This is a genomic window from Candidatus Seongchinamella marina (genome assembly GCF_026262685.1).
GTDB lineage: Bacteria > Pseudomonadota > Gammaproteobacteria > Pseudomonadales > Halieaceae > Halioglobus > Halioglobus marinus.
Map to the genome: position 1 here is coordinate 16,750 of NZ_SHNP01000009.1, position 14,559 is coordinate 31,308.

General features: G+C 55.6%; 13 protein-coding genes. 9 read left to right on the forward strand and 4 right to left on the reverse strand.

The window, feature by feature from the left end:
- Window positions 1–2,250 carry a penicillin-binding protein 1B gene (gene mrcB / locus EYC87_RS18365; RefSeq protein ID WP_279254183.1) on the reverse strand — a complete coding sequence of 750 codons (2,250 nt, stop codon included), beginning with the start codon at window positions 2,248–2,250 and terminating at the stop codon, window positions 1–3.
- A 123-nt stretch (window positions 2,251–2,373) separates the two neighbouring features.
- On the opposite strand from mrcB, the gene EYC87_RS18370 reads away from it, so the two are divergent.
- On the forward strand, window positions 2,374–3,375 hold the full coding sequence (locus EYC87_RS18370) for an adenosine kinase (protein ID WP_279254184.1): 1,002 nt from the start codon (window positions 2,374–2,376) through the stop codon (window positions 3,373–3,375).
- 20 nt (window positions 3,376–3,395) lie between these two features.
- Here EYC87_RS18370 and EYC87_RS18375 read toward each other — a convergent pair whose 3' ends face one another.
- Window positions 3,396–5,750, reverse strand: a complete 2,355-nt coding sequence (locus EYC87_RS18375) for a DNA polymerase II (RefSeq protein WP_279254185.1) — start codon at window positions 5,748–5,750, stop codon at window positions 3,396–3,398.
- Between the two features lie 77 nt (window positions 5,751–5,827).
- Here EYC87_RS18375 and EYC87_RS18380 point away from each other — a divergent pair, with 77 nt between their 5' ends.
- Window positions 5,828–6,172, forward strand: coding sequence for a pentapeptide repeat-containing protein (locus EYC87_RS18380; RefSeq protein ID WP_007228273.1), 345 nt, complete (start codon window positions 5,828–5,830; stop codon window positions 6,170–6,172).
- 3 nt (window positions 6,173–6,175) lie between these two features.
- Here the strand turns inward: EYC87_RS18380 and EYC87_RS18385 are convergent, their stop codons facing one another.
- Together EYC87_RS18385 and EYC87_RS18390 are read right to left on the reverse strand one after the other, a co-directional pair.
- Window positions 6,176–7,222, reverse strand: a complete 1,047-nt coding sequence (locus EYC87_RS18385; protein WP_279254186.1) for a DUF2333 family protein — start codon at window positions 7,220–7,222, stop codon at window positions 6,176–6,178.
- Window positions 7,223–7,237: 15 nt separating this feature from the next.
- The gene (locus EYC87_RS18390; RefSeq protein WP_279254187.1) at window positions 7,238–7,705 is read right to left on the reverse strand and encodes a copper chaperone PCu(A)C; all 468 of its coding nucleotides are present in this window, start codon (window positions 7,703–7,705) and stop codon (window positions 7,238–7,240) included.
- Window positions 7,706–7,846: 141 nt separating this feature from the next.
- On the opposite strand from EYC87_RS18390, the gene EYC87_RS18395 reads away from it, so the two are divergent.
- The 7 genes from EYC87_RS18395 (at window position 7,847) to fis (ending at window position 14,557) form a co-directional block, all read left to right on the forward strand.
- Window positions 7,847–9,613 (forward strand): protein-disulfide reductase DsbD family protein, encoded by a 1,767-nt coding sequence (locus EYC87_RS18395; protein WP_279254188.1) that lies wholly within the window; start codon window positions 7,847–7,849, stop codon window positions 9,611–9,613.
- 201 nt (window positions 9,614–9,814) lie between these two features.
- Window positions 9,815–10,258: a type II 3-dehydroquinate dehydratase gene (gene aroQ, locus EYC87_RS18400; protein ID WP_007228280.1), complete on the forward strand. Its 444-nt coding sequence runs from the start codon at window positions 9,815–9,817 to the stop codon at window positions 10,256–10,258.
- Between the two features lie 22 nt (window positions 10,259–10,280).
- Complete coding sequence (accB, locus tag EYC87_RS18405) at window positions 10,281–10,745, forward strand: acetyl-CoA carboxylase biotin carboxyl carrier protein (RefSeq protein ID WP_007228145.1); 465 nt, start codon at window positions 10,281–10,283, stop codon at window positions 10,743–10,745.
- A gap of 31 nt (window positions 10,746–10,776) precedes the next feature.
- Window positions 10,777–12,117 (forward strand): acetyl-CoA carboxylase biotin carboxylase subunit, encoded by a 1,341-nt coding sequence (accC, locus tag EYC87_RS18410; RefSeq protein WP_279254232.1) that lies wholly within the window; start codon window positions 10,777–10,779, stop codon window positions 12,115–12,117.
- 85 nt (window positions 12,118–12,202) lie between these two features.
- Complete coding sequence (prmA, locus tag EYC87_RS18415) at window positions 12,203–13,093, forward strand: 50S ribosomal protein L11 methyltransferase (protein ID WP_279254189.1); 891 nt, start codon at window positions 12,203–12,205, stop codon at window positions 13,091–13,093.
- 166 nt (window positions 13,094–13,259) lie between these two features.
- Window positions 13,260–14,243: a tRNA dihydrouridine synthase DusB gene (dusB, locus tag EYC87_RS18420; RefSeq protein ID WP_279254190.1), complete on the forward strand. Its 984-nt coding sequence runs from the start codon at window positions 13,260–13,262 to the stop codon at window positions 14,241–14,243.
- Window positions 14,240–14,557 (forward strand): DNA-binding transcriptional regulator Fis, encoded by a 318-nt coding sequence (fis, locus tag EYC87_RS18425; protein ID WP_279254191.1) that lies wholly within the window; start codon window positions 14,240–14,242, stop codon window positions 14,555–14,557. The genes dusB and fis overlap by 4 nt, the downstream gene beginning before the upstream one ends.
- Window positions 14,558–14,559: the final 2 nt, after the last annotated feature.

Genomic DNA, 14,559 nt, shown 5'->3' on the forward strand with positions numbered 1-14,559 from the left:
CTAGTGACCAAAAAGCGACTGGAACCAATCGCGAATGCCGCTCTTCTTGGGCGAACAGTTGGTGTTGCGTCTGGGCTGTGACCCCTCCATAAACGGCATGCTCTGCGCGTTGGGGCAGCCTTTTCCAGTCAGATAGCCATTGCTGGTATCGATAGTCTGAACCGCCAGACCTTCCGGCATGTTATAGGCCAGCGAGCGTTTGCTGGCTGCTCCCATAAAGTGCGACCAAACCTTCAGGGCCCCGCTACTTCCAGTCAGGCCGGTACCGCCATTGTCATCACGACCAACCCAACTTACCGTCAGCAGGTCTCCGGAGAAGCCGGCAAACCAGGAATCGCGCCCATTATTAGTGGTGCCCGTTTTGCCTGCAAGCGTCAGGGTGTCAGGCACAGATCGGTAAGCGCCTCTTCCTGTGCCGTTGCGCATCACATCGATCAGGGCGTATTGCAGCAGATAAACCGCCTGCAGACTAACTTCGCGATCGTAGGTGAGCTCATAGCGGGTATCGATTTCACCGCGTGCGTCCAGCACCGTTCGAATGGTCTTCAGCGGTGTACGATAGCCACCAGAAGCAATGGTCTGGTACATAGTCGCCATATCAAACGGTGAGTATTCCCCTGCACCCAAGGTCAAGGCCGGCACTTCAGGAATATAATGTTCAATGCCTAGCCGGCGCAGCATATCAACTACGGCATCAATGCCCAGGTCCATACCCAACCGGGCAGTGGCCAGATTGTAAGATTTGGACAGCGCCTTAAACAGCAGTACCTCCCCATGAGCGACGCGGTCGAAATTTCGCGGCTGCCAGGGCTCGCCACTGGGCTGGGATATCGACAACTCAGTGTCCGCGATTACAGAAGCCAGGGAATATCGCTCGGGCTGTTCCAATGCTGCCAGGTAAACCGCTGGCTTGAGCAACGACCCGGCTGGCCTGCGGGCATCCAATGCGCGATTAAAACCGGCATAGCTGACCTTGCGCCCACCCACCAGAGCGGCGACTTCCCCGCTGTCAAAACGAGTCACAATGGAGGCGCTCTCAAGTTCCCCGCCCTTATCTAACTGGTTCATCACCGCGCTGGTGCTGCGCTCCAGCTGATGCTGCAACAGCGGATCAAAAGCAGTCAGAATCCCTAGCCCCTCAGAGGTCAGGTCTTCCTCTCGATAATCCTGCCGCAACTGTCGTCGCACCAGATCCAGGTATGCTGGAAAGGTATCGCGAATTTTAGGGGCGGTATTCAGGCCAAGGGGCATCGCCCCGGCAACCATTGCATGCTCCTGGGAAATCACCTCCTGCTCCACCATAAGATTCAGCACCACGTTGCGCCGTTCTATTGCTCGCTGGGGATTTCGTTGCGGATTGTAAAGCGATGGTCCTTTGATCATGCCTACCAGCAGGGCCTGCTGGTGCAATCCCAGCTGATCCAACGGGGTATCAAAGTAGTGTCGCGCGGCCAGGGCAAAACCGTGAATAGCCCGCGGCCCTTCCTGACCCAGATAAACTTCATTGAGATAGCTCTCCAGAATCTGGTCTTTGTCGTAATGCAGCTCTAGCAAAACGGCCATCAACACTTCGTTGAGTTTGCGCACGATGGTGCGCTCAGGTGTCAGATAATAGTTCTTCACTAATTGCTGAGTAATGGTACTCCCGCCGGCAACCACCCGGCCTGAAACCAGGTTACTGTATGCCGCCCTGGCAATACCGGTAATCGAAAAACCCCAGTGCTGGTAAAAGCGCTGGTCTTCCACCGCCATCAAGGCCTGCCACAGGGTGTCAGGCACATCCTCAAGGCGCACCAACATGCGGTCTTCACCGTGGGAGGGGTAGATGCCACCTATTTGCGCAGGATCCAGGCGCATCAGGTCGACACCGCTGCCGCTCTCGCTAACAGATTGCACCCGAGTAGCACCCAGTTCCACAATCACCCGCCGAGCCGGCTCGCGCTCTCCTGGAAAATCGAAGCCCCGGGTGTAAATTTCAAAACGCCCGCGGTTGCGGGCCACCTGCCCTGGGTTGCGAGTATGGCTAACCTTGCGATAGCCAAGCACCTCCAGTTCGTAAGCCAGATCATCGGGGCTTAATTCGGCACCTGAGTACAATTCCAGAGGCCTTGCAAACACCTTGGCGGGCAGTTCCCACATTTTATCGGTAAAGGTCGTGGTGATGCGGGCATCAAGATAAACCAGATACCCCGTAGCAATAACCAGGAACACCATGAGGAGCTTGAACAGGAGGTGACGAGTTTTTCTCATAGCGCGCGAGTGTAACGCACTTCGTTAATTGTTTTCCCGGTCGTTGACGCAAAGCATTAAAGAGCTTTCAACCCGCACGTTTTTCCGGATAATAGCCGGCTGATCTTATACAGGACCAAATACATGAAAAAGTACGTCGCATACGGCATCGGCGCAGCGCTAGTGGATACCGAAATCAAGGTGCAGGACACCGAGCTAAGCCAGATGAACGTCGAAAAAGGCATGATGACCCTGGTCGATGCTGACCGCCAGGCTGAATTACTGAGTCATCTTGAAGGCCACCTGGTGAAAGCCAGCCACGCCAGTGGCGGCAGCGCGGGCAACTCAATGATTGCGGCAGCACAATTTGGCGGCCCAACCTTCATGTCCTGCAAAGTGGCCAACGACTCAGACGGTGATATTTACATCGCCGATATGGAAGCGGCTGGCGTAGACCACTGCCTGACCGGCGAACGCGAAGAAGGCACCACCGGGAAATGCCTGGTCCTTATTTCCCCTGACGCCGAACGCAGCATGAACACTAACCTGTCAATTAGTGAGACCTTGTCCGAAGAACAATTGGTCCCCGGCGCGATTACTCAATCAGAATACCTTTACATAGAAGGCTACCTGGTGACCTCTCCTACGGGCAGGGCCGCAGCGATCAAAGCTAAATCAATTGCAGAAGAGGCCGGAGTGAAAACGTCTATCAGCTTTTCTGACCCAGGAATGGTTGAATTTTTTCGCGAGGGCATGGAAGAGATGGTTGGCGATCGCGTCAATCTGGCATTTTGTAACAAGGCAGAAGCGCTGGGCTGGGGCCAGACAGACAACCTTGAGGCAGCCATCGAGAAACTAAAGCTGGTCGCAGATACTTTCGTCATCACTCTGGGAAGCGAAGGGGCTGTGACCTTCGATGGCGAAGCACTGGTAGAAGTGCCACCACACAAAGTACACGCGGTGGACAGTAACGGTGCTGGCGATATGTTTGCCGGGGCCTTCCTTTATGCGATTACCCGCGGCGAAGATTTCCCCACAGCAGGCCGCTTCGCCAGCCTGGCAGCGGGAAAAATAGTAGCTAATTATGGCCCGCGGCTGCCTGCAGCTGATTATCCTGCACTGCGAAAAGAGTTTTTCGGCGACTGATTCAACACGCGGTCATCCGCTCAGAAAAGATCAATTTGCTTATCCACCAGGCCGCGATAGCTTAGCCCCACAAAGCTCAGGATACCGTCAGCTACAGGCTGTAGCTGACGCTCCACGTATTGCTCATAATCCAGCGATGCTTTTGAACTTTGAGCGGGTTCAGCACCCGCTGTGGTTATCACGTACTCCACCCAACCGCCTCGAGTGGGGGCCTGCAGGCCCCGCTCTTCATACAACCTCGCCGCCTGCACGTGGGGTGGCACATTACGCTCGTACTCATCGAGTTTGCGTCGCAAGCGCTTGCGATAAACCAGCTGTGAATCGCATTCCCCCGCTCGTAACTGGGCAGTCACCTGCTTAACATAATCCTCGAACGGCTCGTCATAAAACACCCGGCGATAAAGTTCTTCCTGGAAGTCCCGGGCCAAACGGGTCCAATCTGTGCGCACATTCTCCAGTCCTTTAAACACCAACTGGTCGCCACTCGCGGCCGATACCACGCCGGCATAACGCTTCTTACTGCCTTTTTCAGAGCCTCTTATGGTGGGCATAAGAAAGCGCTTGTAATGCGTTTCAAATTCGAGCTCCAGCGCACTATCCAGAGCGAATTCATTGGCTATCTGCTCACTCCACCAACGATTCAAATCCCGCTCCAATGCTTTTCCTGCTGACACCGCCGCCTCGTTTGAGTCTGCCTCGTGAATCCATACGAAAACCGAGTCTGTGTCGCCGTAAATAACCCGTTGGCCCGCTTCCTCAATATAGTCGCGGGTGCGCTGCAATATTTGATGGCCACGGCGAGTAATAGAACTCGCCAGCCGAGCATCGAAAAAGCGGCATCCCGGCGTACCCAATACACCGTAAAAACTATTCATAATGATCTTGATAGCCTGCGACAGTGGCGCATCTCCCACACGCTTGGCCTCGTCACGCTGCTGCCAAAGCTGCTGAATCAGTTGCGGCAGAATATGTCCCTCACGAGCAAAGCGTGCTTCCAGAAAACCAGGCACGGTGGCCTCCTCATCCAGCTCTGCAGAAACACCCAGAGCCAGTCCCAGTGGATCGATACCAAAAGTGCGGATAATGCTGGGATAAAGGCTCTTGAAATCCAGCACTAACACGTGCTCATAAATACCGGGGGTAGAATCCAGCACCCATCCTCCGGGACTGGCGGTATGGTCTTCGCTGGCGTTGGGTGCCACGTACCCGGCACGGTGCAACCGCGGCAGGTAAAGGTTGTCAAAAGAAGCGACTGACCCGCCCATTCGATCCATGTTCAACCCCGTCATCGCCGTTCGAGCTATTGCGAAGTCCATCATCGACGTGACCTGAAAAATACGCGAGACGAGCTCACAGTCTTGCAGGTTATAAGCCGCGAGTGAGCTTTTGTCCTCCCGAAACTGGCGCCCGATCTCCTCGCCCCGGTCCGACCCATGGATCAACTTACCTTCGCCCAACAACTCATGAGCGACGTTGTTCAGGGCAAAACTCTCGAAACTGTAAAAAGCGGCCCGCAGCATATCGATGCCATCAAGCACCAGCCTGCCCGGGCACTGTATCACCTTGCGCTCACCATCATCATCCAGGTTGCGCCAGTGCGCTGGTCGCCGGTCTCGGCCCAAAAGAAGCCTTCGGCTCAGGTGATCCGCGACCCGTTGCAGGTACCAGCAGTCAAAATTGATAACATTCCAGCCGATCAATACATCAGGATCATAGGTCTCAAGCCAATCGAGAAAGGCCTGCAGCAGCGTCTCCTGGCTGGAGCAGGTCTGCACGTAATCCTGCTCCGCCCCCTCGCCCAACATGAACACTTTTCGCGCTTGCTCATCGCCAAAAACACCGTGCACTGCAATGGAAAAAAGCTGCACCCCGGACATGGCAGTTTCGATATCAAAAGAGACCACTTTGAGTTTCGGTTGATATTGAGCGCTGCGAATCGATGGATTATCCAGGCGCAGATATCCCCCGCGATCAACAGGGACTCCCAGAATTTCGGCCCCGCCTGCAATAAAGCGCTCGATCAGGAACCGGTCTGCCGGATTAACGTCGGCCTCTAGTGGATCCAGACCTGCCTCTTGCAATCGATCGGCCAGCCGCCTTGACTGACGGTAACTGTGACAGTAGACGCCCACCACAGGCTGTAAGGCAAAGTTGCGCAGCTTTAACTCACGAAACTCCACTCCCGACACAGCGCCAACCAACACCTTCGCGCGCTCGGCTTCTGCCACTGATAGAAAAAAAACACTCTGCTCGGAATGCACCAGCGCGCACAGTGGCCCCTGGTCCGTGGCAAACCAATACTCAAGCTCAATGCCACCAGGACCGTCACGCCAGTGTCGCGTGAGCAGGAAGCCGGTAAAAGTTTGTGCTGTCAAAGCGACTCTCTTGTCATCACCCACCGTTAAATTTAAGCTATGCCCCCCAACCGGGGTTTTCTTCAAAAGGTACTCGCATGAACAAGCCCGTTATCAAACCCGATCCTCTTTATCAGTTATTGCGGAACGAGGATATCAAGAGTTTCAATGAGCAGCGGGATACCCTGGACAATAGCGACCTGAAAAGTGGCGATTACCGTGGTCGTGACCTGCGCAATATGAATGCCGTCGGGCTTGACTTCAGCAACTCGTATTTTCGCAATGCAGATCTCAGCGGTATTGATTTTCGCCATACCAATCTGGAAGGTGCAAGCCTGCTGGACGCTAAGCTCTCCGGCACCTACTTCCCCAAAGAGCTGTCAGCAACCGAGATTCGCCTCTCTCTGGATACCGGCACCCGCCTGCGTTATTTCCAGGACTGATTCTCAACCCTGGAGTAAAAGGTCTCGCAAATCAATAATCGCGGCATTCGCCCGGCTGATATAGGAAGCCATCACCAGGGAATGGTTTGCAACCAGGCCAAAGCCAGTACCATTGAGAATAAGCGGGCTCCACAGGGTTTCCTGAGAGGCTTCCAGTTCACGAATGATTTGCTGCAAGCTGACCCGCGCATTCTTCTTCGCTAATACGTCCGCGAAATCCACCTCCAGCGCTTTGAGAAAGTGGATTAATGCCCAGGTGGTGCCGCGCGCCTCGTAAAACACATCATCAATCTCCAACCAGGGTGTTTTTACCTCCATCTCGCGGGGCGCTGCGGTTGACTGACTGGCTCCCGCATCTCCTGCCAGGTCGGTATTGATGCGGCGCTGGCCTACGCTCGCTGAAAGACGCTGGGACAGGGAACCCAGGCGCGTGTTCACCGTCGACAACCAATAGCGGAGATTGTCAGCCCGGGCAAAAAACTGCGCTTCTGCCTGAGTCGAATCAGACAGGCGACGAAAATAGCCGCGAGTATAGTCCTGAGCCTGACGGTACTCGGACTCAGAAGAGGGCAGGATCCAGCTGCCAGAGTCGAAGTGGTAACGAGGTTCTGCCATAGCCAGATCCTTGTCTTCGGTAGACTGGGACTGTGAACGACTAAACACCTCCCTCATGGCCCGGGACAAATCCCGCACCTGAACCAGAGCGCCGTATTCCCAGTTGGGCATATTGTCCAACCAGATGCCGGGAGGGAAGCGGTCGTTGTGCAGGTAGCCGCCGGGTTTTTCAAGCAGCGTTTCCATCACTCCCATCAAGGCCGCAGTGGTGGTCGAGCCGGTCACCACTTCACCACCGTCCTGAGCAGCATATTCGGCGGCCTTCTCACTGGGGTCAAAATGATCCGGGGGCAAACTCCAGATCATGCCAACGATAATTGCAATTAAGAGATAGGCGACCAGCGCTAGCAAGGCCCAGCGCACGGGCCTGGCATCTGGAAAGAAATCAATCAGGCTATCGCGCCAGTCAGCCAGGGTTTCTTGTACTTCATTCATCCGTGGTTCGCCTTATTAGTGGTGTTGATGGTGATCATGCCGGCCCTCAGCAGCGCTTTTGCGCACCGCCGATTCAGTACAGACCTTGCCACCGTCCTGAAAGTTCAAACACATCTGCTGATAGTCGCCTGCTCGTGGCATCGCAGCCAGGTCAAACAACATGAAATGCGCTCCGCCCGGGGCCAGAGCCTGGGTCTCGCCCGGTTCTATCGTCAATGTGGTCAATTGCTCCATCCTGACGAGCCCATCTACTTCCCGGGTGGTATGAATCTCTACCCGACCCACGCCATCAATATCGGCCCCCGTCAACGTAATCGGGATCGCGCCCGAATTAGTGATAGCCACATACGCCGCGGTCACTGGTTGAGTCGGCGGCAAGGCCCGAATCCAGGCATCAGCCAGCGTCACCGCCGGCTCGCTGGCTAGCGCTACAGCAGAGCAAAGACCGAGAACGGGAATTAACAAGGTACGAGATAAAAACACGAATTACTCCGGAGGAAACTATCGCCAGGCAACGGCGTCATACATTATAACACTGCCGGTACAGCCAGGGCAGTGGATTGGGAGATAAGGCTAACACTGGTAGACTTCGCAACCGGTCACTTCAATTCAATAAGGATAGACATGCGCGCATTGCTCGCTGCACTACTCGTTTTCACCGCTAGCCTGTCCCTTGGCCAGACCTTGGGCTCCTCTTCGGCACAGCTGCTTGGCGGCGATGCTGCCCCGGAGTTTCTCCCCGTTGAGGAGGCCTATCAACTGGAGGTCGCTGTTGAGGATACCCAGAATGTACGTCTTTACTGGCAAATAGCCGACAGCTACTACCTGTACCAGCACGCCTTCAAATTCAAATTGGAGATTGACGGCAGCCCCGCCAGCGTTAGCGCTGATTTCCCACCGGCGCTGGAGCGCAATGATGAGTACTTCGGTGATGTCAGCGTTTACTACAACAATGCCGATGTACAGCTGCTGAGCGAGCAACCGCTAGAGAAGCCCGCACAGCTTGCGATCACTTTTCAGGGCTGCGCGGACGCGGGTCTTTGCTATCCCCCCAAAACCCAGCATTTTACGCTGACCCCCAGCGGAACCGTTACCGAAATCGCCGCGCCCACTGCGCGCAAAAAGGTTCCCGCAGTCCGAGAGCAGCCAACGGACCTGGGCTCCCTGCCCTACATGCTGCTGCTGGCCTTTTTGGGCGGCGCTATTCTCAACCTGATGCCCTGCGTATTCCCGATTTTATCCTTGAAGGTACTCAGCTTCGCCCGCAGCACCGATCACGATCGCCACCTGCATAGCTGGGTTTACACCGCTGGCGTGGTGCTGAGCTTCGTTGCGATTGCAGCAGTCTTAATTAGCTTGCAGCAAGCGGGCAAAGCAGTGGGCTGGGGATTTCAGCTGCAGTCACCCGGATTCGTCATTGCCCTCGCCTACCTGTTTCTGGTGATGGGCTTATCCCTGTCCGGGCTGGTGCAACTGGGTGGGAACCTGATGAACATAGGCAGCGGTCTGGCGCAGCGCAACGGTCTGCCTGGCAGCTTCTTTACCGGAGTGCTGGCAGTGGTAGTTGCCAGTCCTTGCACAGCGCCCTTTATGGGGACCGCTCTTGGTTTTGCCATCACTCAACCGGCAGCAATCGGTCTTTCGGTATTCGCAGCGCTGGGCCTTGGGATGGCAGCGCCTCTGTTACTGTTCAGTTACAGCGGCGGTGCGCGGGGCTTGATGCCCAAACCCGGCGCCTGGATGGAGACGCTCAAACAATTTTTGGCCTTCCCGCTCTATGGCGCTGCAATCTGGCTGCTGTGGGTAGCGGGCAGGCAAACCGGCGTCAATACGATGGCAGCGGTACTTGCCGGTGCCCTGGTTCTGAGCATGGCAATGTGGCTTTGGGGCCTCGGTGGATGGAAACGCGGACTGGCAGTCTTGTGCGCGCTACTAGCGCTAAGCCTTGCCAGCTGGAGAGGACTGGACCAAAACGGAATGGCCGGCGCGTCGCTTGCCAAAGGTAAACTGACCTGGTCGGAGCAGACACTGGATACCTTGCGCCGCGATGGCAAACCCGTCTTCGTCGATGTCACCGCAGACTGGTGTATCACCTGCCTCGCTAACGAAAGCGCAGTATTACTCACCGACACTATGACGGCGGCCTTTGAAGAGCATGGTGTCGTCTACATGGTGGCAGATTGGACCAATTACGACGAAGATATCGCCAGGTTCATCAGCGGGCATGGCCGTACCGGTATCCCTTTATATCTCATGTACCCGGCCGACCCGGCAGCAAAACCGCTCTTACTGCCGCAAATTCTAACCAATGACACGGTCCTCGAGGCGCTTGAGGCTGTTTCTATTAAAAATACGCTAGTTGCGCGCAACTTTGCCGACGATAGACCCTAAATCAACGAATTTCCGAAAACGTGGCTTATCAATACAAAAACGCCACGGAGATAGCGACAACTTCGTAAAAAAGGCTAACTTCTGCAATTAAGCTGCTAAATGCTGCCAAAATACCAAAAAATACCAGAGTCGGTAGACAGTACGCGCTGATTGGGCCAAACTTAACAAAAATAATGCTCGGCCCCCCAGGAGTTCAGCCATATGGCGACCATTCTCGTATTGCACGGCCCCAACCTGAACCTGCTGGGCGAGCGCGAGCCTGAGATCTACGGCAGAACCACGCTTAACGATATCAACCAACAGTTGCAGCAACTGGCCAAAGACAAGGGCCATCACCTGCTTTGCGTGCAGAGTAACGCTGAGTATGAACTGGTAGAGCGCGTGCAAGACGCCCGACACGAGGGCGTTAACTTCATCCTGATCAATCCGGCTGCTTTTACCCACACTAGTGTAGCCCTCAGGGATGCACTAGCCGCCGTTGAAATTCCATTTATTGAGATTCACCTTTCCAATGTGCATGCGCGAGAAGAGTTTCGCCAGCATTCTTATTTTTCTGATCTCGCCCAGGGAGTGATTTGTGGACTGGGTCCACAGGGCTACGAACTTGGGCTGCAGGCAGCACTACGCCACCTGGAACAATCCTGACAACTAACGAAGAGATATCAATATGGATATTCGCAAGGTTAAAAAGCTGATCGAACTCCTGGAAGAGTCAAACATTGGTGAAATTGAGATTAAAGAGGGCGAAGAATCCGTCCGTATCAGTCGCAATGGCAACCAAAATATGATGCCCGCGCAGGCGCCCATGTACGCGGCACCTCCGGTGGCGGCGCCCGTTGCGCCCGCAGCCGCGGCAGCTCCTGTTGCCGCCAGCGCCGACAGTGCCCCTGCCACCAGCGGGCATGTCGTCAAGTCTCCCATGGTGGGCACCTTCTATCGGTCTCCTGCGCCCACTTCACCCTCTTTTGCCGAAGTGGGACAGACCGTAAAAGTAGGCGATGTGATCTGCATCGTTGAAGCGATGAAAATGATGAACCAGATCGAAGCAGACAAGGCCGGCACCATCGAAGCCATCATGGTGGAAAACGGCGAGCCGGTGGAATTCGACCAGCCCCTGTTCTCCATCGTTTAAGGCTGCGGCCCTCGAGGATCAACAAATGCCCATACTGGACAAGGTACTGATCGCCAATCGCGGTGAGATCGCCCTGCGCATACTGCGCGCCTGCAAGGAACTGGATATCAAGACCGTGGCGGTACACTCTTCCGCTGACGCCGAATTAATGCACGTACGCCTGGCAGACGAATCCGTTTGCATTGGACCGCCCTCCTCTACTGAAAGCTATCTCAATGTGCCCGCGATCATTTCAGCCGCAGAGGTCACAGACACCACCGCCATTCACCCTGGATACGGCTTTCTAGCAGAAAATGCAGACTTTGCTGAGCAGGTCGAGAAAAGCGGATTTACCTTCATTGGCCCAACCGCCGACACCATAAGACTGATGGGCGACAAAGTCTCTGCCATTAAGTCGATGAAGCGCGCAGGAGTGCCCACCGTGCCCGGTTCAGATGGCCCACTCACCGATGACCATGACCGCACCAAGGAAATTGCCCTGCGTGTTGGCTACCCAATCATCGTCAAAGCAGCAGCTGGCGGCGGTGGTCGAGGCATGCGGGTGGTGCACAACGAAGAAGTCCTTATCAGCTCTATTGAAGTGACCAAGAGTGAGGCTGCCGCGGCCTTCGGCTCTGATGTGGTCTACCTGGAAAAATTCCTGCAGAAACCCCGACACGTTGAAGTCCAGATTATCGCCGATGGCCAGGGGAACGCTATTCATCTGGGAGACCGGGACTGCTCACTGCAACGCCGGCACCAGAAGGTTTTGGAAGAAGCCCCAGCGCCAGGTATCCCTGAGGACCTGCGCGCCCAGGTTGCCGAGGCCTGCGTCAACGCCTGTATCGAGATCGGCTATCGCGGCGCGGGCACTTTCGAATTCCTCTACGAGGACGGCGGCTTTTACTTCATCGAAATGAATACCCGAGTGCAAGTGGAGCACCCGGTGACCGAAATGATCACTAATTTCGATATCGTTAAGGAACAGCTACGTATCGCGGCCGGTATGCCACTGTCGGCCACACAGGAGGACATTAAGTTTCACGGTCATTCCTTTGAGTGCCGGATCAATGCAGAGGATCCTCAAAACTTTTTGCCGTCTCCGGGCAAGGTCACCACATTCCACGCACCCGGGGGCTTGGGAGTGCGCTGCGACTCTCACCTTTACGATGGTTATACGGTGCCCCCGTTTTACGATTCACTGATCGCCAAGGTGATTACCTTCGGCGAGAGTCGAGACGTTGCCCTGGCTCGCATGCGCCAGGCACTCGATGAACTGGTGATAGAGGGCATTCGCACTAACACACCTCTGCACCGCGACCTCACCAGGGACCGTGCATTCCAAACGGGAGGCGTAAGCATCCACTACCTAGAGAGTAAACTGGAAGACTGATGCTTGCTGTGCGTTGTACTGGAGCTCAGTCACCGGACTCCAATCCCTTCCGCCTGGCAATCAAGGCCCACCAGGTCATATCCCGATGAGCTGGATTCAGCTTCGACTGGACACCCACCCAGAACAAGTCGAGCAGTTGGAAGAGCTAATGCTCGCCAGCGGCTCAGTGGCGGTCACCCTGGAAGACAACGCCGATCAGCCAGTACTGGAACCCGCCGTCGGTGAGACTCCTCTGTGGGGCCAGACCCGACTGACCGGCCTGTATCCCGCTGACACAGATATGAAAGCAACTCTGGCGCATTTCCCGGCGGAGTTCCTCGCACAGTGCAACCAACGCATCGAAATCCTGGAAGACAAAGATTGGGAGCGGGAGTGGATCAAGCACTACCAGCCGATGCAATTTGGCCAGCGCCTTTGGGTTTGCCCCAGCTGGCTTGAACCACCCGAGCCAGATGCGGTTAATTTGTTACTGGACCCGGGCCTGGCATTCGGCACTGGCACCCATCCCACTACTGCGCTGTGCCTGGCTGAACTGGATGGTATGAATATGGAACAACAAGTCGTCGTCGATTATGGCTGCGGCTCTGGCATTCTCGCGGTGGCCGCCCTGAAACTCGGCGCCTGCGAGGCGCTTGGCGTAGACAACGACCCGCAAGCGCTGGTTGCCAGCAAAGACAACGCACAGCGCAATGGCGTTGATTCAGCCGTTTTGCCTGTCGCGCTACCTGGACAATATGATGCCGATCACTGGCAGCAGCGTGCCGACACCGTCATTGCCAACATCCTGGCAGGTCCATTGATGGAGCTATCAAACACTTTGCTGCACTGCCTCAAACCGGGTGGCACCCTGATGCTTTCAGGCCTGCTAAATACCCAGGCACCTGGCATGATCGAGCACTATGCCCCCTGGGTTTCCTTGCGAATTGCTGGCGAGCACGAAGGCTGGGTATGCCTGAGAGGCGAAACCGCGAAGTAAACCCCAGCTTGTTAGGTCATAGCGGACTCACCCCTGAGCAGAACAGACAGGAATGTTGACCGACTGCACAAACTGGCGAATTTTTGTGCAGATAATCTTCCCCGAGTACCGCCTTGGGAGTATGATACCGCCTCTTTTTCACACCATGCTTTGCATAGCGTTTTTGATGCCGCGAATCGGACCCTACAAACTGGCCAACCCGGTTGCCCTTGCCCCAATGGCAGGTGTGACAGACTTGCCGTTTCGCCGCTTGTGCGCCGAGATGGGTGCTGGGCTGGTCGTCTCCGAAATGATCAGCAGCAACCCTCGCCTGAGAGACTCCCGCAAGACAGCCTGGCGCAGTGTTCATGACTTTGAAGTGGAACCCCGCTCGGTACAAATTGCCGGCAGCGAACCGCTGGAATTGGCCGCAGCAGCGCAATACAACGTGAGCCAGGGTGCCCAGATCATCGATATCAACATGGGATGCCCGGCGAAGAAAGTCTGTAAAAAGGCCGCTGGTTCTGCGCTTTTAGCAGACGAAGCATTGGTAAAAGATATTCTGCATACCGTGGTCAAGTCCGTAGATGTGCCCGTAACCCTCAAAATTCGCACCGGCGCCAACCCCGGTGAACGCAACGGCATCAATATTGCCCGAATCGCTCAGGACGCAGGGATTGCAGCATTGGCTGTTCATGGCCGCACCCGGGCCTGCAAATTCGAAGGCGAGGCAGAGTACGACACTATTGCCGCTATTGTCGCAGCCACCGAATTCCCAGTGTTCGCCAATGGCGACATAGACACCCCCGAGAAAGCCGCCGCAGTGATCCGCCGCACCGGCGCTGCAGGTGTCATGGTCGGTCGCGCTGCTCAGGGCAAACCCTGGCTATGCGGCCAGATCGCCGCGCACCTCTCCGGAGAAACCATTGTTTCGGTAACTCCAGAAAAACAGTTCGCCATTCTTCGACGTCACCTGCTGGCGTTGCATGATTTTTATGGCGAATTCATGGGCGTACGCATCGCTCGCAAACATGTCAGCTGGTACCTACAGGGCCAGCCCGACTATCGCTCGCACCGGGCAGCCTTTAACGGACTGCAAACGCCGGCAGAGCAACTGCAACAAATAACCCGACTTTTTAATATCGACCGTCATAAGGAAATCGCAGCATGACCAGGGCTGAACCCCTCCACTCGCCAGCAGAAGGCGACACTGCCGCCAACGATGAGCAGCTTCAAACCAACGAAGCATCCAACTTACGCAACGCCGTGACCGCCAGCGTGCGCAAATACCTTGCGGAACTGGATGGCCAGCTATCCACAGATGTTTACCAGATGGTACTTGCCGAAATGGAAGCCCCTCTACTGGAGGAGATCATGGCCTACACGCGCAACAACCAGACCAAGGCTTCCATCATGCTGGGCCTGAACCGGGGCACCTTGCGCAAGAAGCTCAAGCAATACCACCTGATTGACAACAAGGATTAGGG